The sequence below is a fragment of the Nocardia sp. NPDC057353 genome (assembly GCF_042667085.1).
Classification (GTDB): Bacteria; Actinomycetota; Actinomycetes; order Mycobacteriales; family Mycobacteriaceae; genus Nocardia.
Window position 1 is genome coordinate 103561 of sequence record NZ_JBHVAK010000003.1, and the last position, 26995, is coordinate 130555.

2 protein-coding genes (1 of these 2 cut by a window edge) are annotated in these 26995 nt (G+C 75.4%); both read right to left on the reverse strand.

The annotated features are described in order from the left end of the window. On the reverse strand, positions 1 to 9027 hold the beginning of the coding sequence (locus ACFUUZ_RS02360) for a non-ribosomal peptide synthase/polyketide synthase (RefSeq protein WP_378691666.1). Its footprint begins 16500 nt before the window's first position; 9027 of the gene's 25527 nt are visible here — the first part of the coding sequence; the start codon lies at positions 9025 to 9027; its stop codon lies beyond the left edge, outside the window. Further along, positions 9024 to 26882 (reverse strand): non-ribosomal peptide synthase/polyketide synthase, encoded by a 17859-nt coding sequence (locus ACFUUZ_RS02365; RefSeq protein ID WP_378691669.1) that lies wholly within the window; start codon positions 26880 to 26882, stop codon positions 9024 to 9026. Before ACFUUZ_RS02365 ends, ACFUUZ_RS02360 begins: the two co-directional genes overlap by 4 nt. Between the last annotated feature and the right edge of the window lie 113 nt (positions 26883 to 26995).

A 26995-nucleotide genomic window follows, 5' to 3' on the forward strand; every position in this document is an offset into this window, starting at 1 on the left:
GACGTCGGCGTACTGGACCTCCAGCGGGCGCCAGTTCGGGGCGGCGCCCGCCCGGCGCGCGACGTAGGCGGCGGTGAGGTCGCGGGTCAGCGGGGCGAAGGACCAGCCGTCGGCGACGATGTGGTGCACCACGAAGAGCAGCACGTGCTCCTGGCGGCCCGGCGGGACCTCGGCGGCCGGGTCGTCGGTGACGCGGAGCAGCCTGGCGCGCAGCGGCACCTCGGCGGTGACGTCGAAGCCGGTGCCCGCCACCGCGGCGACCAGGGCGGGGAGCTCGGCGGGGCGCACGGTGCGCACCACCAGGTCGACCAGCTCGGTGCCCGCGGGGAGGACGAGCTGGGTGGCGGCGCCGTCGTGCTCGGGGTAGACGGTGCGCAGCGTCTCGTGCCTGGCGAGCACGTCGTCGACGGCGGCGCGCAGCGCGTCCACGTCGAGCGCGCCGGTGAGCCGGAGCGCGAAGGGAATGTTGTATCCGCCGCTTCCGCCGTCGAAGCGGTTCAGGAACCACATGCGCTGCTGGGCGATGGAGAGCGGGATGGCGCCCTCGCGCGGGCGCGCGGTGATCGGCGGGACGGCGTCGGCGGCCTGTCGCTGTTCGCGCAGGGCGGGCTCGACCAGGGTGGCGAGGTCGCGCACCGAGGGGGCGTCGAAGATGGCGCGGACCGGGACGGTGCCGCCGGACTCGGCGCTGAGCCGGGCCGCGAGCTGGGTGGCGATCAGGGAGTTGCCGCCGAGGGTGAAGAAGTCGTCGTCGCGGCCGACCCTTTCGGCTCCGAGCAGGGTTGCGAAGGTCTGCGCGACCAGGGTTTCGGCCTCGCCCGCCGGGGCGCGGAAGGAGACAGCGGGCTGCTCCGGGACCGGGAGCGCGGTGCGATCCAGCTTGCCGGATGCGGTGCGCGGGAACTCGGCGAGGATTACGTAGGTGGTCGGAACCATGTACGCCGGAAGCGTGCGGGTCAGCGCCTCGCGCACCCGGTGCGTGTCGATGGTGGCGGCGGAGTCGGCCTGGTCGCCGACGAGGTAGGCGACGAGCACGGGGCCGGTGCCCGGGTCGCGGACCAGAACGGCGGCCTGGGCGATGCCCGGCAGCGCGAGCAGGGCGGTCTCGATCTCGCCCAGCTCGATCCGCAGCCCGCGCACCTTGACCTGGAAGTCGGTCCGGCCGAGGAACTCCAGCTCTCCGTCGGCGCGGCGGAGCACCAGGTCACCGCTGCGGTAGAGCCTGCTGCCAGGGGCGCCGAACGGGTCGGCGACGAAGCGTTCGGCGGTGAGCCCGGCCCGCCCGAGGTACCCGCGGGCCAGCTGCACCCCGGCCAGGTACAGCTCGCCGGGGGTGCCGACCGGCACCGGGTGCAGCCGCGCGTCCAGCACGTAGGCGGCGGTGTTCCAGATCGGGTGCCCGATCGGCACGATCCCGGTGTCGGCACCGTGCACCTCGTGCACCGACAGCTCCACCGCGGTCTCGGTGGGGCCGTACATGTTGTGCACCCGCACCCCGAGCGCCCGCATGCGCTGCGCGGAGGCGGCGGGCAGCGCCTCGCCGGAGCACAGCACGTGCCGCAGCGTCGGCACTTCGGGCTGCTCGGCCAGGAAGACCGCGAGCATGGACGGCACGAAGTGCGCCACCGTGACGCCCTCGCGCCGGATCAGCGCGGCCAGCGCGGCCGGGTCCCGGTGGCCGTCCGGGGCCGCGAGCACCAGCCTGGCCCCCACCTGGAGCGGCCAGAAGAACTCCGGCACCGAGACGTCGAAGGTCACCGGGGTCTTCTGCAGCAGCACGTCGGTGTGGTCCAGCGGCAGGTGCGCGCCCTGCATCCAGCGCAGCCGGTTCGCGATCCCGGCGTGCGGCATGGCGACGCCCTTGGGCCGCCCGGTCGAGCCGGAGGTGAAGAGCACGTACGCCAGGTGCTCCGGGCGCAGCGCGCCGCGCCGCTCGGCATCGGTGATCGGACCGGCCGGGTAGCCGGACAGGTCGAGCCGGTCGATGCGCAGCCGCGGCACCGGGAGCTCGCGCGGCAGGTCGGCGCCTGCGGTGAGCGCGAGCAGCGGGACGGCGGTGCCGACGATGTGCGCGGTGCGCTCGACCGGGTGGTCCGGGTCGAGCGGCAGGTAGGCGCCGCCCGCAAGGATCACCGCGTACATGCCGGTGACCAGGTCGATCGAGCGGCGCATGCCGAGCGCGACCAGGGTGTCCGGCCCGACCCCGCGGCCGATCAGCAGCCGGGCCAGCCGCTGCGCCCGCTCGGCCAGCTCGGCGTAGCGCAGGTGGGTGTCGCCCGCGGTGAGCGCGATCGCCTCCGGGGTGCGCGCGACCTGGGCGGTGAAGAGCCCGGCGAGGGTGGCGGCGGGCAGCTCGCGGCCGGTGTCGTTCCAGTGCCGCAGCACCCGGTACCGCTCGGTGGCGTCGAGCAGCGCGACGTCCCCGACCGGCGCCTCCGGCACCGCGGTCACCGCGGCGAGCACCCGGAGCAGCCGCTCGGCGAAGGCGGCGGCGGTGGCCTCGTCGTACAGCTCGGTGGCGTAGCGCAGGCTGCCGTCCAGCCCGCTGTCGCCGGTGCGCTCGGTGAGCACCAGGTGCAGGTCGACCTTGACCGTCGGGTCGTCGACCTCGACCGGCTGCACGGCCAGCCCCGGCAGCCGCAGCGCCGGGTGGGCCGCGAAGGCGGGCTGTGGTTCGGCGTAGCTGAACAGCACCTGGAAGAGCGGAGGGGCGCCGCTGCTCCGGTCGACGGCGAGCGCGTCGACCACGTCCTCGAAGGGCAGGTCGGTGTGGCCGAAGGCGGCGAGGTCGGCGTCGCGCACCGTCCGCAGGAAGGCGCCGAACCCGGCGTCCGGCTCGAAGCGGGTGCGCAGCACGAGGGTGTTCACGAACATGCCGACCAGCGGGTCCAGCGCGCGCTCGCCGCGCCCGCCGACGGGGGTGCCGATCAGCACGTCGGTGCTGCCGCTCGCCCGGCCGACGGCGAGCGCCAGCGCGGCGTGCAGCACCATGAACGGGGTGGCCCCGGCGCGCTTGGCGAGCGCGCGCACGGCGGCGCCGGTGCCGGCGTCGATCGCGAGCAAAACCGCGGCGCCGCGGTTGGTCGGTCGCGCGGGCCGCTGCCGGTCGGAGGGCAGGGTCGAGACGGCGGGGGCGCCCGCGAGCGCGGTGCGCCAGAAGGCCAGCTGCCGGTGCGCGAGCGAGCGCTCGTCGGCCGGGTCGCCGAGCAGGTCGTGCTGCCAGAGCGCGTAGTCGGCGTACTGCACCGCGAGTTCGGTGAACTCGGGCGCGGTGCCCGCGGCGCGCGCCCGGTAGGCGCGGACCAGATCGGTGACGAGCGGCGGCATGGAGAGCGCGTCGGCGGCGATGTGGTGCACCGCGAGCACCAGCACGTGGTGATCGGGCGCGACCCCGAGCAGCACCACCCGCACCGGCAGCTCGGTGGCCACGTCGAAGACCGCGGCAACCACCGAGGTCACCGCCTCGGTGACGCCGTCGGCGGGGACCGGGACCGGGGCGAGCCCGAGCCCGATCTCCGTGGTGGGCACGATGAACTGGTGCGGGCCCGCGCCGTCGTCCGGGAAGACGGTGCGCAGCGATTCGTGCCGGATCAGCACGTCGAGCACGGCCCGGTCCAGCGCCTCCACGTCGAGCGCGCCGCGCAGCCGGAGCACGACCGGCAGGTTGTAGACGCTGTCCGCGCCGTCCTGCACCTCGATCCGGTTCAGGAACCAGAGCCTGCGCTGCGCCGGGGAGAGCGGAACGGTCGGCGGGCGTTCCCTTTTCGCGAGCGGCGCTGGCACCGCCTCGGCGTCGAGCAGCCGGTCCAGCGCGGCGGCCAGCCCGGCGACCGCGGAGGTCTCGAACAGGGTGCGCACCGGCACCCTGAGCTCGAGCGCCTCGCCGAGCCGCGCGGTCACCCTGGTGGCATCGAGCGAGCTGCCGCCGAGCGCGAAGAAGTCGTCGTCCAACCCGGCCCGGTCCAGCCGCAGCACCTCGGCGAAGACCTGGGCGACCAGGGTCTGGGTGCCGGTCTCCGGCGCCCGGAACTCGGCGGTGCCGAACTCCGGCGCGGGCAGCGCCCTCCGGTCCAGCTTGCCGGACGGGTTCAGCGGGAACTCCGGGAGCGCGGTGACCGCGGCCGGGACCATGTAGGCGGGCAGCGCGGCGGCGACCGCCTCGCGCACCGCGGGGCCGTCGACGGCGCCGGTCACGTACCCGGCCAGGTGCTTGCCGTCGAGCACGAGCACGACGGCCTGGGTCACCCCGGGCACCGCGAGCAGCGCGGTCTCGATCTCGCCGAGCTCGATGCGCTGGCCGCGGAACTTCACCTGGAAGTCGGCGCGCCCGGCGTAGACCAGGGCGCCGTCCTTGCGCCAGGAGACCAGGTCGCCGGTGCGGTACAGCCGGGTGCCGTCGCCGAAGGGGTTCGCCACGAAGCGGTCCGCGCTCAGGTCGGGGCGGCCGACGTAGCCGCGGGCCAGCTGGACCCCGCCCAGGTACAGCTCGCCGCGCACCCCGACCGGCACCGGCCGCAGCCGCGAATCCAGCACGTAGACCTGCGAGTTCCACTCCGGGCGGCCGATCGCGGTGTCCTCGGGGGTCGCCACCTGGGCGGTGATCGAGACCGCGGCCTCGGTGGGGCCGTAGATGTTGTGCACCCGCGCCCAGGTCACCCTGGCGACCGTCTCCGGCGGCAGCGCCTCGCCGATCACGAAGACGTCGCGCAGCGTGGCCATCTCGTCCGCCCTGGCGTGCTGGGCGAAGACGGCCAGCATGGAGGGGACGAAATCGGTGCGCGTGACGCCGTGCGCGCGCACCAGCTCGGCGATGTAGCGAGCATCGCGCTGCCCGCCGTCGGCGGCGAGCACGATCCGGCCGCCGGTGGCGAGCGGGACAAAGTAGCCCCAGATCGAGACGTCGAAGGTCGAGGCGGTCTTCTGCAGGTAGACGTCGTCGGCGGTGAAGCCGTACTCGGCGGCCATCCAGGCGATCTGGTTCGCCACCGCGCCGTGCGGCACCATGACGCCCTTGGGGCGGCCGGTGGAGCCGGAGGTGAACATGACGTAGGCGGGGTGCTCCGGGCGCAGCGCGGGCGCGGGCAGCGGCGCCGGGGAGAGCGCGGCCCAGCGCACCCGGTCCAGCAGCAGGACGCGGACGGCCGGGTCCACCGGGACGGCGAACTCGGCGGCGGCGACCAGGACGGCCGGGCGCGCGGTGTCCAGGATGTGCCCGATCCGCTCGGCCGGGTGCGACGGGTCGACCGGAACGAAGGCGGCTCCGGTGCGCAGCACCGCGAGCATCCCCGCCACGAGGTCGACGCCGCGGGGCAGCGCGAGCACGACCAGCTGCTCCGGGCAGGCGCCGCGCTCGGCGAGCAACCGCGCGAAGCGGTTCACCCGCTCGTCGAGCTGCCGGTAGGTGAGCGTGCCCGCCTCGTTGACCAGCGCGATCGCCTCTGGAGCCGCGAGCACCTGCCGCTCGAATCCCGCGTGCATGAGGTGTTCGCGCACCGGGTGCGCGGTCGTGTTCCAGGCGTCGGTCAGCACGGCCAGCTCGGTGGGGTCGGTGACCGGGATGTCACCGACCACGGTGGCCGGGTCGCCGACCACCGCGTGCAGCACGCGGCGGAACTGCACCGCGAACTCCGCCACCGTCGGCTCGTCGAAGAGGTCGGTGGCGTAGGTGAACTCGGCGCGGTAGCCGCCGTCCGCGTCGGAGAGCGTGAGCTGCAGGTCGAACTTGGCGAAGCCGGGGTCGAAGTCGACCAGCTCGGTCGCCAGGTCCGGCATGGCGGGCGAGATCGGGCCCAGGTTCTGCATGAAGAGCGCCACCTGGAAGAGCGGGTGCCGCGCCTGCGAGCGGGCCGGGTTCAGCACCTCGACCAGCCGCTCGAAGGGGATGTCGGCGTGCGCCAGGGCGCGCAGGTCGCGCTCCCTGGTGTGCGCGAGCAGCGCGCTGAAGGGCGCCGCCGGGTCGACGGCGGTGCGCAGCACCATGGTGTTGACGAACATGCCGACGAGGTCGTCCAGCACCCGCTCGCCGCGGCCCGCCACCGGCGTGCCGACGGTGATGTCGGTGCCGCCGGAGAGCCGGGCCAGCAGGGTGGCCAGCGCGGCGTGCACCACCATGAACGGGGTCGCGCGGTGCGCGGCGGCCACCGCCTCGATCCCCGCGCGCAGCTCCGCGTCCACGGCGAACTCGTGGGTGGCGCCGCGGTAGGAGGCGACCGCGGGGCGCTTGCGGTCCGCGGGCAGCGTGAGTTCGGCGGGGACCTCGTCCAGCTCGGCGCGCCAGAAGGCGAGCTGGCGGGTTGCGGCGGAGTCCGGGTCGGTCTCGTCGCCGAGCAGCCGCTGCTGCCACAGCGCGTAGTCGGCGTACTGCACCGCCAGCGGCGGGCGCTGCGGGGCGAGGCCGTTGCGACGGTCCCGGTAGGCGCTCACCAGGTCGCGCATGAGCGGGCCCATGGAGACACCGTCCGCGGCGATGTGGTGCACCACGAGCACCAGGGTGTGGTCGTCCGGCCCGCTGCGCAGCAGCCGCACCCGGACCGGGATCTCCTCGGCCACGTCGAAGCCCTGCCCGGCCATGGCCGCGACCACCTCGACCAGGTCGTCCGCTGCCACCTCGGCCGGGGTGAGGTCGAAGGCCGGGTGCACCGGGCGCACCACCTGCACCGGCCCCGCCTCGGTCTGCGGGTAGACGGTGCGCAGCACCTCGTGCCTGGCGACCAGGTCGGTGATGGCGGCGGCCAGTGCGGGGACGTCCAGCCTGCCGCGCATGCGCAGCGCCACCGGGATGTTGTCCACCGCTGCGGTGTCGATGTCGTCCGGGCCGGAGCGCTCCACGCCGAGGCGGTTCAGGAACCACATGCGCCGCTGCGCCGGGGAGAGCGGGATCCGGTGCGGGCGGGCGCCTGCGGTCAGCGCCGGGCGCGGCGCGCTCGTGCTGCCCGCGAGCGCGGCGAGCGCGGCCGGGGTGGGGCGGTCGAAGAAGTCGCGCATGTCGAGCGAGCGGCCCAGCTCGGCGCCGATCCTGGCGATGGCCCTGGTCGCGATGAGCGAGTTGCCGCCGAGCGCGAAGAAGTCGTCGTCGGCGCCGACCTGGTCGCGGCCGAGCAGCTCGGCGAAGATCTGCGCCACCACGGCCTCGGCCTCGTTCTCCGGGGCGCGGTATTCGGTGTCCGCGCTGCCGAACTCGGGTTCGGGCAGGGCGCGGCGGTCCAGTTTGCCGTTGGCGTTCACCGGCATGGCGTCCAGCGCGACCAGGACGCTCGGCACCATGTACTCCGGCAGCCGGTCCCGCGCCACCGCGAGCACCGCGGCGGTCTCCAGGGTCCGGCCCTGGTGCGGGACCACGTAGCCGACGAGGTGGTCGCCGGTGCTGTGCCGGTGCAGCAGCACGGCGGCCTGGGCGACCCGCTCGTGCGCCAGCAGCGCCGCCTCCACCTCGCCCAGCTCGATCCGCAGCCCGCGCAGCTTGACCTGGAAGTCGGTGCGGCCCAGGTACTCCAGCTCGGCGTGGGCGCCGGGCAGCGCCGGGAGCCTGCGCACCAGGTCGCCGGTGCGGTACATGCGCTCGCCCGCCGGGCCCTCCGGCGCGGCCACGAAGCGCTCCGCGGTGATGCCGGGCCTGCCGACGTAGCCGCGGGCCAGCTGCACGCCCGCCAGGTAGAGCTCGCCGACCACGCCGTCCGGGACCGGGCGCATGGCGTCGTCGAGGACCAGCAGCTCGGTGTCGTCGGCGGGGCCGCCGATCGGCACGCTCGCGGTGTCCTCCGCGGTCACCTCGTGCGCGGTCACGTCGACCGCGGCCTCGGTGGGGCCGTACAGGTTGTGCAGGGTGGCGCCGCTGATCCGGCGGAAGGCGGCCGCGGTGGCGGCGGGCAGCGCCTCGCCGGAGGCGAAGACCAGGCGCAGCGGCTCGGCCGCCCGCTCCACCTCCGGCTCGGCCACGAAGACCGCCAGCATGGACGGGACGAAGTGCGCGACGGTGATGTTGGCGTCGCGGATCAGCCGGGCCAGGTAGGCGGGGTCGCGGTGGCCGTCCGGGGCGGCGATCACCAGGCGGGCGCCGACCTGCAGCGGCCAGAAGAGCTCCCAGACCGAGACGTCGAAGGTGAAGGGGGTCTTCTGCACGACGGCGTCGTCGGACTCCATGCGGTAGACGCGCTGGCGCCAGCGGAGGTTCGCGAGGATCGCGCGGTGCGTGACGGCGACGCCCTTCGGGCGGCCGGTGGAGCCGGAGGTGAAGATGACGTACGCGGTGTTGTCCCCGGAGGCGCGGTGCACGTCGGGGTCGGCGGTGGCGGTGGGAGCGGTGCGTTCCCATTCGTCGATGGCGAGAGTGGGGACGGCGAGGTCCAGGTCGATGGCGGTGGTGGTGAGGACCAGGAGGGGGCGGGCGGTGTCGAGGATGTCGGCGATGCGGTCGGCGGGGTGATCCGGGTCGATGGGGACGTAGGCGCCGCCCGCGCGCAGGATGGCATAGGCGCCGACCAGCAGCTCGACCGAGCGCCGCACGGCCAGCCCGACCAGCGTCTCCGGGCCGACCCCGAGCCCGATCAGGTGCCCGGCCAGCCGCCGCACCCTGGCGTCGAACTCGGCGTAGGTGAGCACCTCGGTGCCGAACTCGACCGCGACCGCGTCCGGTACCCGCTCGACCTGCGCGGCGAACTCGGTGACCAGCGTCTCCACCGGCGCGCAGGCGGCGGGCAGCGCCGCACCGGCGACCAGCACTGCGTCGTCCAGCAGCGCGGTGAGCACCGCGCCGAGCGCGCCGTCGCCGTCCAGCAGCTCCGGCAGCCTGCCCGAGACCACCACCGAGATGAGCGTGTCCGGGCCGAGCCCGTCGCCCATGACCGCGGTCAGCTCCGCCAGCTCCGCCGCCAGCTCGGCGTAGCTCACCGCGCCTGCGCCGTGCCGCAGCGCGGGCCGCTCCGGCTGCGCCGCGGCCACCGCGTCGATCAGCCCGGGCAGGTCGTCGATGCCGTACCCGCGCTCCCCCGCCGTGCGCGCTGTGGTCGGGACCGAATCGACGTGGGTCATCGGCGAGTTCCTTCCGAATCGGAAACCTGGGCGGCGGCATCGGCCAGCAGGGTCTGCAGTGCGGCGGGGAGGCGGGTGCCGAGCGCGGCCAGCAGGCCGGGGACCAGGCCGGCCAGGGCGACGTTCACCAGCGCCTCGGGTTTGGCGACGGTGCCCATGGCCTTGCCGACCGCGGTCAGCTTGGCGTGCAGCGCGGCGTAGCTCACCGCGTGCTCGCCGTGCGCGAAAGCGGTGGCCTCCGGCGCTGTTTCGGCCGCACGGGCGACCAGGCCGGGCAGGTCGGCCAGGGTGTACGCGGCCTGGGCGCCGGGCGCGGCGGACGCGACCTGCGCAGCGCCTCGCGGTCCCTGCCGGGTGGCGGATCCGGCCGGGCGGGGGGTCCGTTCGGCCTCGGTGCGGACATCGATCGCGCGGACGGTGGTGTCCGGGTCGGCGGCGATGGCCGCGCAGACCAGGGCGAAACGCTCCGCCACGGCGTGGATGGTCGACTCGTCGAACAGGTCCGTGGCGTAGCCGAAGCGCAGCTCCAGCCCACCGTCGGGCTGCTCCAGGACGGTGAGGTGCAGGTCGGCCTTGGCGTCGCCGAGGTCGAGGTCGAGCGGCTCGACGGTGAGCCCGGGCAGCGCGACCGGGCCGGGCGGGTTGTCCTGCACGGTGAGCATGACCTGGAAGAGCGGACCGTAGGCCGCCGAGCGGGTGCGCCCGAGCCCGTCCACCACCCGGTCGAACGGGAGGTCGGCGTGCGCGAAGGCGGCCAGCTCGCGGCGGCGGACCGTGGCGAGCAGCTCGCCGACGGTGCCGCGCGGGTCCAGCTCGCTGCGCAGCACCACCGTGTTGACGAACATGCCGACCAGCTCGTCCAGCTCACCCGCCCCGCGGCCCGCCACCGGGGTGCCGATGGTGAGGTCGCCGCTCCCGGTGAGCTTGCCGAGCAGCACCGCGAGCGCGGTGTGCAGCACGGTGAAGAGCGTCCCGCGCCGCTCGGCCGCGACGCGCCGCAGCTCCGCGGTGCGCCGCGGATCCAGACCTGCGGTGACGGTGGCGCCCCTGCCGTCCCGGCGCGCCGGGCGCGGGCGGTCGGTGGGCAGCGCCAGCACCTCGGGGGTGCCCGCGAGTTCGCCCGCCCACCAGGCGAGCTGCTCGGCGGCGACGGTGTCGAGCAGGGTGTGCTGCCAGGCGGTGTAGTCGGCGAAGGTGATGGCCGGGGTGGGCAGCTCGGGGTCGCGGCCCGCCGCGGCGGCGGTGTAGGCGCGGACCAGGTCGGTGGCGAGCGGGACTGCGGAGTAGCCGTCGGCGGCGATGTGGTGCAGCACCACCACCAGGACCCAGTCCCGCTCGCCCGCGCGGAGCAGGGTGGCGCGGACCGGCGGCGCCGCCGTGACGTCGAAGCCCGAGCGGACGAAATCCGCCACGGCTCCGGCGTAGTCGGTGACGGCCAGGACCGGCAGCGGCTCCGGCTCCTGAGCGGGCAGGACCTCCTGGATCGGGCCGTCCGCGGTGTCGGGGTAGCGGGTGCGCAGCGGTTCGTGCCTGCGGACGACGGCGGCGAGCGCGGCGGTGAGCGCGGGGAGGTCGAGGTCGCCGGTGAGGCGGAGGGCGAGCGGGATGTTGTAGGCGTCCGAGGCGGCGGTGAGGCGGTTCAGCACCCACATGCGGTGCTGGGCGGGGGCCAGCGGGGTCGGACCGGTCGCCGCGCGCGGAGTCAGGGGTGGGCGGGGGGTGCCGAACTCCGGGAGCCGCGCGGCGAGCGCGGCGACGGTCGGGGCCTCGAAGACCGCGGCCACCGGTACCTGGGCGCGCAGTGCCGCGCCGAGCCGGGCGGCCAGGCGGGTGGCGAGCAGGGAGGTGCCGCCGAGTGCGAAGAAGTCGGTGTCCGCGGTGACCTCGGGGGCGCCGGTCACCTCCGCGAAGGCGGTGGCGACGAGGTGTTCGGCGATCCCGGTGGGGGCGCGGCCGGCGGGCTCGGTGAACTCCGGTTCCGGGAGGCGGGCGCGGTCGACCTTGCCGTTGGCGTTCAGCGGGAGGGTCGGGAGGGCCACGATGGTCGCGGGGACCATGTACGCGGGGAGTTCCGCGCGCAGGGCGGCGCGGATCTCGGCGGCGAGGTCGGGGCGGTCGTCCCGGGTCGCCAGGTAGGCGACGAGCCGGGAGCCGCCCGCGCCCGAACGGGCGACCGCGACCGCGGCCTCGACGGCCGGGTGGCGGAGCAGGGCGGCCTCGACCTCGCCGAGTTCGATGCGGAAGCCGCCGATCTGCACCTGGAAGTCGGCGCGCTCCAGGTACTCGAGGGTGCCGTCGTGCAGGCGGCGGACGATGTCGCCGGTGCGGTACATGCGGGTGCCCGCGGTGTACGGGTCGGCGACGAAGCGGTCCGCGGTGACGGCGGGGTTGCGCTGGTAGCCGCGGGCCAGCTGGGCGCCGGTGAGGTACAGCTCGCCGGGGACGCCAGTCGGCACCGGGTGCAGTCGGGTGTCGAGGATACGGATTCCGCTGTTCCAGCACGGTTCTCCGATGGGAACGGTGTGGGCCGGGGGTGCGGTGACCTCGTGGGCGGTGATGGAGACGGCAGCCTCGGTGGGGCCGTACAGGTTGAAGAGGGCGGTGTCGGGGGCCGTCCGGCGGAGTGCGGACGCGGTGGGGGCGGGGAGGGGTTCGCCGATGGCGAGTACGCGGCGCAGGGTTCGGGGGAGGCCGGTGACGAGGAGCATGCCGAGCAGCGAGGGGACGGCGTACAGGGTGGTGACGTCGTGGGTCTCGGCGAGGGCGCGGAGCTGTTCGGGGTTCCGGTCCGTGCCCGGTTCGGTGACGACCAGGGTGCCGCCGGTGGTGAGGTGGGCCCAGAATTCCCAGACCGAGAGGTCGAAGCCCGCCGGGGTTTTCAGCAGGGTCGTGTCGCCGGGGCCCAGTGCGAAGTGCGCTGCGAGCCAGCGCAGTTGGTTGACGATCGCGGCGTGCGGGACCGTGACGCCCTTCGGGACTCCGGTGGAGCCGGAGGTGAAGATGACGTAGGCGGGGTGCTCCGGGCGGAGCGGGATGCGGCGGTCCGCGTCCGTGATCGGTGCGGTGCCGGTTCCGGCGGCAGGCCGGTCGGCCGCTACCGCGGCGGGATCCGGCAGGGCGCCGGTGCCTGGGACGGTGGCGTTCACTACGAGGACCGGGCGGGTGGTCGGGAGCGCGGGGGTGTCGGTGGCGGTGAGGACGCAGACCGGGTCGGCGGTGGTGAGGATGTGGGCGATGCGGTCGGCGGGGTGGTCGGGGTCGATGGGGACGTAGGCGCCGCCTGCGCGGGCAACCGCGTACATGGCGATGACCAGCTCGAGCGAGCGGCGCATGGCGAGGGCGACCGTGTCCTCCGGGCCGACGCCGTGGGCCAGCAGGATCCTGGCCAGGTGGTTCACCCTGGCGTCGAGTTCGCGGTAGCGCAGGGTGGTGCCGGTGGCGGCGTCCACCAGGGCGCGGGCGTCGGGGGTGCGGGCCACCTGGGCGGCGAAGAGGTCGTCCAGGGTGGCCGGGGCCAGCGGGGTCGCGGGGGTCGGGGCGAGCAGGGCTGCGCGCTCGGCGTCGGCGAGCAGCTCCAGGTCGCCGACGGGGAGCGCGGGGTCGGCGGCGACCCGGTGCAGCACGCGCACCAGGCGGTCGGCGATGGTGCGGGCGGTGTCCGGTTCGAAGAGGTCGGCGGCGTAGCCGAGCGCCACTTCCAGGCCGGCGGGGGTGCCGTCGGCGTCGTACCGGTCGAGGACGAAGAGGTGCAGGTCGAATTGCGCCACCCCGTCGTCGAACTCGATCGGCTCGACGGCGAGCCCGGGCAGCTCGAGCGCGCCCCGCTCGTGGTTCTGGAACGAGTACCCGACCTGGAAGAGCGGGTGCCGCGCCGTGGAGCGGGCCGGGTTCAGCACCTCGACCAGCCGCTCGAACGGCACGTCGGCATGGCTCAGCGCGGCCACGTCGGCGCGCCTGGCGCGGTCGAGCAGCGCGCTGAAGCTCTCCGCGCCGCGCACCTCGGTGCGCAGCACGAGGGTATTGACGAACATGCCGATGACGTCGTCGAGCTCGGCGGCGCCGCGGCCCGCGATCGGCGTGCCGACGGCGATGTCGACGGTGCCGGAGAGCCGGGCCAGCAGCGCGGCGAAGGCGGCGTGCACCACCATGAACAGGGTGGCGCCGCGGCCGCGGCCGAGCGCGACCAGCGCCGCGTGCGCTCCGGCGTCCAGCTCGACGGCGACCCGGCCGCCGCGCAGGCTCTGCCGGGGCGGGCGCGGGTGGTCGGTGGGCAGGGCGAGCTGGTCCGGCAGCCCGGCCAGCGCTTCGGTCCAGTAGGCGAGCTGTTCGGCGGCGAGCGAGTCCGGGTCGGTGTCGGCGCCGAGCAGGGCGTGCTGCCACAGGGCGTAGTCGGCGTACTGCACCGGGAGCGGGGCGAAGGCCGGTGCGGTGCCCGCGGTCCGCGCGGCGTATGCGGTCATGAGGTCGCGGGCGAAGGGCACCAGGGAGGAGCCGTCGGCGGCGATGTGGTGCAGGACCGCGGCGAGCACGTGCTCGCGCTCGCCGAGCCGGAGCAGGTCGAGCCGGACCGGCACCTCGGCGGTGACGTCGAAGGCGGTGGCGGCGAGGGCGGCGATCCGGTCGGGTACCTCGTCGGGCGCAGTCCGCACCGGGTGCAGAGATGCACCGATCACCTCCCCCACCGGGCGGATGTCCTGCACCGGCTCCCCGTCGACCGTCGGGTAGCGGGTGCGCAGCGCCTCGTGCCTGGTGAGCACGTCGGTGACCGCGGCGGCCAGCGCTTCGGTGTCGAGCTCGCCGGTGAGCCGGAGCGCGAACGGGATGTTGTAGGCGGCAGCGGCGGTGCCGAAGCGGTTCAGGAACCACATGCGCTGCTGGGCCGGGGAGAGCGGAAGCCGCTCCGGGCGCTCGCCCGCGGCGAGCGCGGGGCGGCGCTCCTCGGCACCGGCCATGACCGCCCGTGCCAGGTCGGCGACGCGCGGCGCCTCGAAGAGCGCGCGCACCCCGACCCCGCGGTCCAGCGCGGCCCCGATCCGCGCCGCCGCCTTGGCGGCCAGCAGCGAGCTGCCGCCGAGCGCGAAGAAGTCGTCGTCGGCGCCCGCCCGCCGCACCCCGAGCACCTCGGCGTACACCGCGGCGACGATCTCCTCCGCGGGCCCGCTCGGCGCCCGATACCCGGCCGCCTCGAAGACCGGCGCGGGCAGCGCCGCCCGATCCAGCTTCCCGTTGACCGTCAACGGAATCCGCTCGACCTCCACCAGCGCCGCCGGAACCATGTGCTCCGGCAGCACCGACGCCAGCCCCTGCCGCAGCGCGGTCAGGTCCAGCGGTACCTCCGGCACGACGTAGCCGACGATCGCGGCTTCGTCCGCCAGGTCGTGGCGGACGACGACGGCCGCCTCGCGCACGCCGGGGGCGCGCAGCAACTGCGCCTCGATCTCCCCGAGTTCGATCCGGAACCCCCGCAGGTTGACCTGCTGATCCGCCCGCCCGAGGTACTCCAGATCACCGGTGGCGGTCCAGCGCGCCAGGTCACCGGAGCGGTAGGCGCGGCTCCCGTCACCCGCGTACGGGTCGGCGACGAACCGGCTCGCGGTGAGCGCGGCCCGGTTCAGGTACCCGCGGGAGAGCTGCAGCCCGGACACGTAGATCTCGCCGGGCACCCCGGCGGGCACCGGCCGCAGCCGCTCGTCCAGCAGCCGCACGGTGAGCCCTGGCACGGCGCCGCCGATCGCGCCGCCCGCCCCCGGCTCCAGCACCCGGTGCGTGACGTGCACCGTCGTCTCGGTGATGCCGTACATGTTCACCAGCGCGGGCCGCTCCGGGTACCGCCGCTGCCACGCGCGCAGCCGGGACGGCTCCAGCGCCTCCCCGCCGAAGATCACCGCGCGCAGCGCGTTCGCCGCGGCGGGCGCCGCCAGGTCGGCGGCGACCAGCTGGTAGAAGGCGGACGGGGTCTGGTTCAGCACGGTGACGCCCTCGGCGCGCAGCAGCTCCAGGAACTGCTCCGGCGAACGCGCCACGAAATGGTCGACGACCACGACCCGGCCGCCGTGCAGCAGCGCACCCCAGAGCTCCCAGACCGAGAAGTCGAAGGCGTACGAGTGGAACATCGTCCACACGTCGGACGGCCCGAAGTCGAAGAGCTCCCGCGTGTTGTCGAGCAGCCGCAGCACCGCGCGGTGCGGGACCACCACTCCCTTCGGCCGCCCGGTCGAGCCCGAGGTGTAGATCACGTAGGCCGGGTGCTCCGGCCGCAGCGGCGTCCGCCGCTCCGCATCGGTGACCGGGCCCGTCGGCGCGGAGTTCTCGGCGGCGGTACCGGTGACGGGGCCCGGGCGCGCAGACATCTCGGCGGCGGTACCGGAGAGCAGCGCGCCGGTGGTGTCGAGGACCGGCCCGTCGAACCAGTCCGCGGGGAGGCCGGCCTCCGGCGCGGTGACGGCGCAGGTGGGGGCGGCGTCCGCCAGGACGTAGGCGATCCGGTCGGCCGGGTACCCGGGGTCGACGGGCAGGTAGCCTGCCCCGGCCTCGAGCACGGCGAGCAGCGCGACGACCAGCTCCGCGGAGCGCGGGAGCGCGACCGCGACCAGCGTCTCCGGCCCGGCCCCCGCGGCGATCAATTGCCGGGCGAGGTGCCGCGCCCTGGTCGACAGCTCGCCGAAGCTCACGCTCGTCGAACCGTGCCGGACGGCCACCGCGTCGGCGTCCGTGGCCGCGGCCGCGAACCGGGAGACGAGCGTATCGGCGCTCACCGCGGCGACCGGCGCCGAGACGGCCCACGCGCGCAGCGCGAGCTCCTGCTCCTCGGCGCTGAGCAGCTGGATGTCGCCGACCACGACGGTCGGGTCCGCCGCGACCGCGGCCAGCACCTGCGCGAGCCGCCTGCCGAGCACCTGCACCGTACCCGCGTCGAAGAGGTCGGTGGCGTACCCGATCTCGATCTCCATGCCGCCCGCGCGGCCCTCCGCGTCATACGCCTCGACCACGGTGAACTGCAGGTCGAACTTGGCCACGGCGGACGGGACCGGGTGCGGCGCGACGGTGAGCCCCGGCAGTTCGAGCGCAGGCGGGGTGAAGTTCTGGAAGCTCAGCGCCACCTGGAAGAGCGGGTGCCGGTCCGCGGTGCGGGCCGGGGCCAGCCGCTCGACCAGCTCCTCGAAGGCGGCGTCCGGGTGGGAGAGGTCGTCGAGGTCGGCGGTGCGGACGGCGTCGAGCACGGTTTCGAAGCGGTCGCGCGGGTCGACGGTGCTGCGCAGGACCAGGGTGTTCACGAACATGCCGACCATGGGGTCGAGCGCGGCGTCGCCGCGCCCCGCCACCGGGGTGCCGATCGCGATGTCGGCGCTCCCGGAGAGCCGGGCCAGCAGCACCGCCAGCGCGGCGTGCACGGTGCCGAAGAGCGTGCTCTCCCGCTTGCGGGCCAGCTCGCCGAGCTCGCCGTGCAGGTCGGAGTCGATGTAGAGGTGGTGCGCTGCGCCCCGGTGCGAGGCGGTGGCCGGGCGGCGCCGGTCGGTCGGGAGCTCGAGCTGCTCGGGTAGCGCGGCCAGCCGCTGCTGCCAGTAGGTCAGCTGCCGCTCGGTCTCCGGGTGCGTGCGCTGCGCCTCCTGCCAGAGCGCGTAATCGGCGTGCTGCACCGGGAGCGGGGTGAGCTCCGGCGCCCGCCCCGCCGCCCGCGCCGCGTAGGCGGCGGTCAGGTCGGCGGCGAGCGGGGCCAGCGAGAAGCCGTCGCAGGCGATGTGGTGCACGACCACCAGCAGGACGTGCTCGTCCGGACCGGCGGTGACGAGCGCCGCCCGCACCGGCAGATCGGTGGTGAGGTCGAAGGAGGTCTCGGCCACGAGCGCACCGAGCATGTCGTCGACCGGGACTCCCGGACCAGGCCACAACGCAGCCCGTTCGCCCACCGCAGGCAGCGCACGCTGCTCCGCGCCATCCGAGCCATCCGCGCCATCCGCGCCATCCGCGCCATCCGCGCCATCCGCGCCATCCGCGAGGATTGTCCGCAAGGCGAGCTGTGCGTCCGCGGCGGGCAGTACCCGCTGCTCGGGCCCGTCCGGCCCGTCCGGGTAGACGGTCCGCAGGACCTCGTGCCGCTCGATCACGTCCCCGAGCGCCGCCTCCAGGGCGGCGAGATCGAGCGCACCCCACAGGTGCAGCGCGAGCGGAACCGTGTTGAGCGTGTCGTCCCCGTCGAGATACCGGTTCACGAACCACATCCGCCGCTGCGCCGCGGTCAGCGGAATTCGCTCCGGCCGCGCGACCCGCACGACCGGGGGCCGCGCCCCCTCCCCTCGGTGCCGCTCGGCGCGAGCGGCGACCCCCGCCACGGTGGGCGCCTCGAAGAGCACCCGCACCGGCAGCGTCGCGTCCAGCGCCGCACCGAGCCGGGCGACCACCCTGGTCGCGCTCAGCGAGTTCCCGCCGAGCGCGAAGAAGTCGTCGTCCGCTCCGACCCGCGCGATCCCGAGCACCTCGGCGAAAGCGGCCGCTGCCGCCTCCTCGGCATCCCCGCGCGGCGCCCGGTACCCCGCCGCGGCGGCGAACTCCGGATCGGGCAGCGCCCGCCGATCCAACTTCCCTGACCCGTTCACCGGCAACTCGTCGAGCACGACGACCGCGGCGGGCACCAGCCCGGCGGGCAACCGCTCGGCGAGCCCGGCCCGCACCACCGCGGGGTCGAGGTGCGCCGACCGCGCGGGCACCACGTAACCCACCAGGTGCTCCCCGCGCAGCAGCACGGCCGCCTGCGCCACCGCGGCATCCGCGCGCAGCACCGCCTCGATCTCCCCGAGCTCGACCCGCTGCCCCCGCACCTTCACCTGGAAGTCACTGCGCCCCAGGTATTCCAGCTTCCCGTCCCCGCGCCACGCAGCCAGGTCGCCGGTGCGGTACATCCGCTCCCCCGCACCGCCGAACGGGTCGGCGACGAACCGCTCCGCCGTCAGCTCCCCCCGTCCGACGTACCCCCGAGCCAACTGCGCCCCCGCCAGGTACAGCTCCCCCGACACCCCGACCGGCACCGGCCGCAGCCGCGAATCCAGCACGTACACCCGGGTGTTGAAGACCGGCGCCCCGATCGGAACGGCGGCCGCGTCCGCCTCGGTGACCTCGTGGTACGTCACGTCCACCGCGGCCTCGGTCGGCCCGTACAGGTTGTGCAGCCAGGCGCTGGTCGAGCCGAGCAGCCGCCGCGCCACCGGCGCGGGCAGCGCCTCCCCGGAGGAGAACACATTGCGCAGATCGGAGAAGTCCCCGAGCCGCTCCTCCGCCACGAAGGCGGCGAGCATGGACGGCACGAAGTGCACCGTCGTCACCTGCTCCGCGACGATCACCTCGGCCAGGTACGCGGGGTCGCGATGCCCATCCGGCTTCGCGACCACCAGCCGGGCACCGGTCTGCAACGGCCAGAAGAATTCCCACACCGACACATCGAAGGTCGCGGGCGTCTTCTGCAGGACCACGTCGAAGCGGTCCAGCCCGTACTCCTCCTGCATCCACACCAGACGATTCACGATCGCCGCGTGCGACACCGCGACGCCCTTCGGCCGCCCGGTCGAACCGGAGGTGAAGATGACGTACGCCGTGTTCGCGGGCCGCAACCCGGTACCGGCCAACGGCTCGTCCGAGTACGCCGCGAGATCCAGCGAGCGCAGGTCGAGCACCGGGGAATCCGGGTCGAGCGCACCGGACAACCCACCGTCCCCGGTGAGCACGCACACCGGCCGCGCCGTCGCCAGCACATCGGCGATCCGCTCGGCCGGGTGCTCCGGATCCAGCGGCAGGTACGCACCCCCCGCCGCGAGCACCGCGTACAGCGCGACCACCAGGTCCAGCCCGCGCGGCAACCCGACCGCGACGACGGCCTCCGGCCCGACCCCGCGCGCGGCCAGCGCCCGCGCCACCCGGCGCACCCGCCCCGCGAACTCCGCGTAGCTCAGCGTCTCGCCCTCGACGGTGACCGCGGGAGCCTCCGGCGCCGCCGCCACCTGCGCCTCGAACATCGAGACCAGTGTGGCCGCCGGATCCACCGGGAAATCGGTGTCGTTCCAGGTGCGCAGCACCCGCTCGGCCTCGGCGGGGTCCATCAGCGGCAGCTCACCCACCGCCCGCTCCGGCTCGGCGACCAGTCCGCGCAGCAGCAGCAGCCAGCGCGCCGCGAGCGCGGCGACGGTGCCCCCGTCGAACAGGTCGGTGGCGTACTCGAGCACGGCGGGCAGCGGGCCGTCCGCCCGCTCGGTGACCGTCAGCTGCAGGTCGAATTTGGCCGTGGCGGTGTCGATCTCGAGCTGCTCCAGCGCGAGCCCGGGCAGCGCGGGCAGGGCGGGCGGCTCCTGGCGCAGGTCGAGCATGACCTGGAAGAGCGGGTGCCGCGCGGTCGAGCGCTCCGGGCTCAGCGCCTCGACCAGCCGCTCGAACGGCAGGTCGGCGTGCGCGAAGGCGCGCAGGTCGCGGTCGCGGACCGCGGCGAGCAGGGCGGTGAAGCCCGCCGCCGGGTCCACCGCGGTGCGCAGCACCACGGTGTTCACGAACATGCCGACCACCTCGTCCAGGGCCGCGTCGCCGCGCCCGGCCACCGGGGTGCCGAGCGCGATGTCGGTGCCGCCGGTGAGCCGGGCGAGCAGCGCGGCGAAGGTCGCCTGCAGCGCCATGAAGAGCGTGGTCCCGGTGGCCGCGGCGGCCTCGCGGAGCGCGCGGGCGGTCGCCGCGTCCACGGTGAAGGCGTGCCGCGCGCCGCGGCCGGAGGCGACCGCGGGCCGCGGCCGGTCGGTGCGCAGCCCGAGCTCGTCCGGCAGCCCGGCGAGCTCGCCGCGCCAGAACCGGAGCTGCTCGGCGAGCGGCGACTCCGGGTCATCGGCGCTGCCGAGCACGGTGTGCTGCCAGACCGTGAAGTCGGCGTACTGCAGCGGCAGCGGCGCGAACGCAGGCTCGGCGCCCGCGCACCTGGCGGCGTAGGCCTGCAGCAGGTCCCTGGTGAGCGGCGCGATGGACCAGCCGTCCGCCGCGATGTGGTGCACCGCGACGACCAGCACCGACCGCTCGGCGCAGCTCCGCAGCACGGTGAAGCGCACCGGGGCCGCACGGTCCAGGTCGAACGGCTCCGCGGCCAGTGCGCGCACCCGGCGCCGCACCGCGCCCGCCTCCACCTGCTCCACCGCCACCGGCACCCGGGCCGGGTCCGGCGGCAGGATCTGCTGGCTACCGACCCCGTCCACCGCCGGGTAGCGGGTGCGCAGCGCCTCGTGCCTGGCCAGCAGGTCGCCGACGGCCGCGCGCAACGCCGCCTCGTCCAGCTCGCCGTCCACCTGGAAGGCGGCGACCAGGGTGTTCGCCGCCGACCCGCTGTCGAACCGGTCCAGGAACCACAGCCGCTGCTGCGCGTAGGAGAGCGGCAGCGGCTCCGGCCGGGCCACGGCGACCGGGGCGGGCAGCCGCCGGACCGCGCCGCGCTCGGCCAGCCCGCGGGCCAGCGCGCCGACCGTCGGCAGGTCGAAGAGCGCGCGGACCGGGACGTCGAGCCCGAGCCGGTCTGCCAGCCTGGCGGCGATCCTGGTGGCGACCAGGGAGTTGCCGCCGAGCGCGAAGAGGTCGTCGTCCAGCCCGACCCGCCGCAGCCCGAGCACCTCGCCGAAGACCGCGGCGACCGTGCGCTCGACCGCGGTCTCCGGGGCGCGGAAGGCGGCGACGGTGAGCTCCGGCTCCGGCAGCGCGCGCCGGTCCAGCTTGCCCGCGGCCGAGAGCGGCAGCGCGTCCAGCAGCACGAAGGCGCCGGGCACCATGTACGAGGGCAGCAGCTCGCGCAGCCGCTGCTCCAGCACCGCGGCGGGGTCGGGCACCGCGGGCACCACCCAGGCGACCAGCAGCTCACCGGCGGCGTGCGCGTAGACCCCGGCGGCCGCCGCGCGCACCTCGGGCTGCGCGGCCAGCGCCGCCTCGACCTCGCCCAGCTCCAGCCGCTGCCCGCGCAGCTTCACCTGGAAGTCGGCGCGGCCCAGGTACTCCAGCTCACCGGAGCGGTTGCGGCGCACCAGGTCACCGGTGCGGTAGAGCCGAGCGCCGCCCGCCCCCGCGACGAACCGCTCCGCGGTGAGCGCGGCCCGGCCGTGGTAGCCGCGGGCCAGCTGCGCACCGGCGAGGTACAGCTCGCCGATCACGTTGTCCGGCACCGGGCGCAGCCGTCCGTCCAGCACCAGCGCGGTGCTGCCCGGCACGGGCCGCCCGATCGGCACCGGCCCGGCCGCGGCGGGCAGCACCGGCGCGAAGGTGGCGTGCACGGTGAACTCGGTGGGGCCGTACAGGTTGTGCAGCGCGGCGCTGCTCACCGCGGCGAACGCGGCGGCCGCCGCCCCGGTCATGGCCTCGCCCGCGACCAGCACCAGCCGCAGCGAGCCGAGCGACCCGGCCGGGGCCGCCTCGGCGAAGGCGGTGAGCATGGAGGGAACGAACGACGTCGCGGTGATGCCGTGCTCGGCGATGACCGCGGCCAGGTACCCGGCGTCCCGGTGCCCGTCGTGCGCCGCGACCACCACGCGCGCACCCCTGGTCAGCGGCGCGAAGAGCTCCCACACCGAGACGTCGAAGGTGGCCGGGGTCTTGAAGAGCACGGCGTCGTCGGCGCCGAGCCCGTACTCGGCGCCGATCCAGACGATCTGCGCGGCCAGCCCGGCGTGGGTCACCGTGACGCCCTTGGGCCGCCCGGTCGAGCCGGAGGTGAAGATGAGGTACGCGGCGTGCTCGGGCCGCAGCGGCCGCAGCCGGTCGGCGTCGGTCACCGGCGAGTCGGTGAAGGCGGCGTGCGCGGGGTCGTCCACGGTGAGCACCGGCAGCGCGCCGGGGACCGCCCAGCCGTCCTCGCCCCTGGTCAGCACGCACACCGGGGCGGCGTCGGCGAGGACGGCCGCGAGCCGGGCGGCGGGCTGGTCCGGGTCGACCGGGACGTAGGCGCCGCCCGCGGCGAGCACCGCGTGCGCGCCGAGCACGAACTCCAGCGAGCGGCGCATGCCGAGCACCACCCTGGTCTCCGGCCCGACCCCGGCGGCGATCAGCGCGCGGGCCAGCCGGGCCGTCTCGGCCGCGAAGTCCGCGTAGCTCAGGGTGCGCGCGCCGTCGGTGACGGCGGAGGCACCGGGGCTCGCGAGCGCCTGCGCGGCGAGCGGCTCCAGCACGGTGGCCGGGGCGGCGAGCGCGGGGGCGGCGCCGAGCGCGGCGACCCTGGCTCGGCCCGCGGCGTCCAGCACCGGCAGGTCGCCGACGGGGGTGGCGGGATCGGCGAGCACCGCGCGCAGCAGCACGACCAGCGCCCCGGCCAGCGACTCGATCGTCTCGCGGTCGAAAAGCTCCGTCGCGTACGAGAATTCGGCCGCTACCTCGGCCGGTGCCGAACCTTCCCCGAGCTCGGCACCGACCGGGCGCTCCCTCCGGCTCTCCGAGATCGTGAGCTGGAGGTCGAATTTGGTGACTCCGGTGTCCAGGGTACTGGCGCGCACCTGCGCGCCGGGCAGTTCCAGTGTGATTGCCGTCGCGTTGTCGAAGGCGAGCAGCACCTGGAAGAGCGGGTGCCGCGCCTGCGACCGCGGCGGCTCCATGACCTCGACGAGCTGCTCGAACGGCACGTCGGCGTGGCCGAAGGCGGCCAGGTCGGTCTCCCTGACCGTGCGCAGCAGCGCGGCGAAGCCGGTCGCCGGGTCGACCCGGGTGCGCAGGACCAGGGTGTTCACGAACATCCCGACCAGGTCGTCCAGCGCCCGGTGGCCGCGCCCGGCGACCGGGGTGCCGATCGCGATGTCGTCGGCGCCCGCGAACCGGGCGAGCAGCACGGCCAGCGCCGCGTGCCACACCATGAAGGTCGAGACCCCGTGCGCCGCCGCGAACTCGCCGATGGCGGCGGCCAGCCCGGCGGGGACCGGAAGCCGGTGCGTGGCGCCGCGGCCGGAGGCGATGGCGGGGCGCGGCCGGTCGGTGGGCAGCGCGAGCGAGTCGGGCAGCCCGGCGAGCCGGTCGGTCCAGTAGGCCAGCTGCCCGGCGCGGTCCAGCTCGTGCTGCCAGAGGCTGTAGTCGGCGTACTGCACGGCGAGCGGCGGCAGCGCTGGCTCGGTGCCGGTCAGCAGCGCGCTGTAGTTGGCGGCCAGGTCGCGGGCGAGCACCCGCAGCGACAGGCCGTCGGCGGCGATGTGGTGCAGCACCACCAGCAGCGCGAACGAGCCGTCGTCGACGGTGAAGAGCGTCGCGCGGAACGGGATCTCGCGGGTCAGGTCGAACCCGGCGGCGGCCGCGGCGGCGAGCCTGCCGTCCAGTTCGGCGGCGGCCACCGGCACCGGCGCGCCGAGCACCGGCTCCGGTGCCAGCACCCGCTGGTGGGCGGGCGACGGCTCCTCGCTCACCGGGAAGACGGTGCGCAGCACCTCGTGCCTGGTGACCAGGGCGGTGACCGCGGCGCGCAGCGCATCCGGCTCGACCGCGCCGGTGAGCCGCAGCACGAAGGGCATGTTGTACCCCGCGCCGCCGCGCTCGAACCGGTTCAGGAACCAGATGCGCCGCTGCGCGGGGGACAACGGAACCAGCGGCGGCCGTTGCCGCGCCCGCAGCTGCGCGACACCGGACGCGCCGCCGGATCCGCCCGCCCGCTCGACGAGCTCCGCGAGGTCGCGCACCGTTGTGGCGGTGAACAGGTCGCGGACGCCGAGCGGGCAGTCCAGGTCGGCGGCGAGCCTGGCGGCCACCTTGGTGGCCGCGAGGCTGTTCCCGCCGAGGGTGAAGAAGTCGTCGTCCCGCCCGGCCCGCTGCAGCCCGAGCACCTCCGCGAAGACCCCGGCCACGATCTCCTCGATCGGGCCGACGGGCGCGGAGTGCACCGGCGCGGTGCGGACCGGCGCGGGGAGCGCCGACCGATCCAGTTTGCCCGACGCGTTCACCGGGAGCGCGTCGAGGACCACGAAAGCGGCCGGGACCATGTACGACGGCAGCGCCGCGAGCGCCGCCGCGCGGAGTTGCCCCGGCTCCACCGGCGCCGCCCCCGCGGGCACCGCGTAGGCCACCAGCTGCTCGCCCGCCCCGCCGTCGGCGCGCACGAGCACGACCGCGCGGCCCACCGCGGGCAGCGCCTCCAGCACCGCCTCGATCTCGCCGAGCTCGATCCGCAGCCCGCGCAGCTTGACCTGGAAGTCGGTGCGGCCCAGGTACTCCAGCTCGCCGGTCGCGGTCCAGCGCACCAGGTCGCCGGTGCGGTAGAGCCGCCCGCCCGGCGCGGCGCAGGCGTCCGGCCCGCCGAACGGGTCGGCCACGAACCGGCCCGCGGTCAGCCCCGGATTCGCGATGTACCCGCGGGCGAGCTGTACCCCCGACAGATACAGCTCGCCCGGAGCCCCGATCGGTACCGGCCGCAGCCTCGAATCGAGCACGTGCAGCCGGGTGTTGAAGACCGGTGCACCGATCGGTACCGAACGGGAGTCACAGTCGGTCACCTCGTGGAAGGTGACGTCGACCGCCGCCTCCGTTGGACCGTAGAGGTTGTGCAGCCGGGCGCCGGTCCGCTGCCGGAGCCGCTGCGCGGTGGCGGCGGGCAGCGCCTCGCCGGAGGCGAAGACCTGCCGCAGGGGGGTGCGCGCCGGGAAGTCGGGGTGCGCGAGGAAGGCCTCCAGCATGGCGGGGACGAAGTGCGCGACCGTGACGCCGTGCGCGGCGATCACCGCGTGCAGGTGCGCCGGGTCGCGGTGCCCCTCCGGGTCGGCCAGGACCAGGGTGGCGCCGATCTGCAGCGGCCAGAAGAACTCCCACACCGACACGTCGAAGGTGGCCGGGGTCTTCTGCAGCACCACGTCGTCGGCGGTGAGCCGGTACTGCTCCTGCATCCACACCAGCCGGTTCACGATCGCCGCGTGCGATACCGCCACTCCCTTCGGGAGGCCGGTGGAGCCGGAGGTGAACAGCACATACGCCGGGTTCTCCGGTCGCGCGGCAGGCAGCGCCACCGCATCCGGCGCGGTCGCGATCGCCGCCGCGATATCCAGCACCGGGGGTGCCCCCGCGGCAGCGGAGCCCGATGCGCCGCCCGCAGGCGGTGCGCCCGCGGCGACTACGGCCGCGGGCAGCGCGCCCGCGAGGAGTGCGGCTGCGGGCAGGGGGGTCTCGTCTGCGACGAGCACGCAGGCGGGGGCGGCGGTGCGCAGGATGTGCGCGGTCCGGTCGACCGGGTGGTCCGGGTCGAGCGGCAGGTACGCCACGCCCGCGGCGTGAATTCCGTACAGCGCCACCACCAGGTCGAGCGAGCGCCGCAGGTGCACCGCCACGACGGTCTCCGGCCCGGCGCCTCGGGCGACCAGCGCCCGACCCAGCCGCGCACTGCGCTCGGCCAGCTCCCGGTAGCTGAGCACCCCGTCGCCCGACCGCACCGCGACGGCATCGGGGGTGCGCGCGGCCTGCGCCAGGAACAGCTCCGGCAGCGTGGCGGCGGGCACCGGCCACGCGGTCTCGTTCCAGCTCCTGGTGGTCGCCTCGCGCTCCAGCTCGGTGCTGACCGGCACCCCGCCCAGCGGCGTCTCCGGCGCCACCGCGGCCAGCCGCTCCAGGAACCCGGCGAACCGCGCGTGGTGCCGCGCCACCTCCTCCGGCGTGTAGAGGTTCGGGTTCGCCTCGAAGTCGATGTGCACCCGGTCCCGGTCGCCGTAGTAGACGTTCAGGCTCAGGTCCTCCACCGGCCCGGTGGAGATCACGTGATAGCGCCCGGTGGTCGAGCCGAGCGTCAGGTCGGTGCCGAAGAGCATGATGTTGGCCAGTGGCCCGAAGAGCGCCCGGCGCGCGGGCGCACCCTCGCGCTCGGCGTCCCGGCGGATGTCCTCGTGCCGGTAGCGCTGGTGCCGCAGCGCCCCCGCGACCTCGACCCTGGTGTCGCGCAGCAACTCGCCCCAAGTGCCGTCCACCCGCAGCCGCAGCGGGACGATATTGGAGAGCATCCCCGCCGAGCGCCGCATCACCGCGGTGGTCCGCGCGGTCACCGGCAGGCTCAGCACCGCCTGCTCGCGGTCGGTGAGTCTGCCCAGGTAGCAGGCGAAACCGGCGAGCAGCACGACGGCGAGGGTCGCATCGTGAGCGGCGGCGAGCGCGGTCAGCCGCTCGGTCAGCGGCTCCGACAGCGCGGCGCCCGCGACGAGGTTGCCCGCCGATCGCGGCGCGGTGCGCCCGGCCAGGCTGGTCGCCTCGTCGAGCCCGGCCACCCGCGCGGCCCAGTGCTCGCGGTCGGTGGCGAAGCGGCTGGTCTCCCGGTAGCGCAGCTCGCCGTCGGTGAGCTCGGGCAGCGTCCCCGGGCGCACCGGCTCCGGCTCGGTGCCCGCCACCCGCGCGGTGTACAGCGCGGCGACCCTGGTGGTGTTGGTGAGCGCGCCGAATCCGTCGAGCACGATGTGATGGGCCCGCAGGTACCAGAACCAGCGCCGCTCGCCGACCCGCAGCGCGGCACCCGCGAAGAGCCGGTCGCGGAGCAGGTCGACCGGGCGCCCGGCGTCCGCCCGCATCCAGGCGTGCGCGGCGGCCACCGGGTCGGCGTGGCCGCGCAGGTCGACGGCGGGGATGTCGACGGTGAGCTCGGGGTCGACGAACTGCAGCGGCACCCCGTCCCGCTCGCCGACCCGGACCAGCACCGACCCGTACTCCGCGGCCGCGACCCTGGAGACCTCCTGCAGCAGCTCGGGGTCGAGCTCGCCCTCGACGTCGACGTACTGGGCGACGTTGATCGGGACCTCGGGCTCCAGCAGCTGGGCGTACCAGACACCGAGCTGCGCGGGGGCGAGCGCGAAGGGTTCGGTGGGTCGGGTTCCGCCGTCGTTCCGCACGCTGGCCCCACCCGTCTCCGTACCGTGCACCAGAGCCTCCTAGCTACCGATTCCGCTGTCGAGCAACGGTTTTCGGGCAGCACAAAGAAACCTGCGCTGCCGCGGGGTATTGATTGCGCGAGCTACCGAAGGGGCTCGCGCGG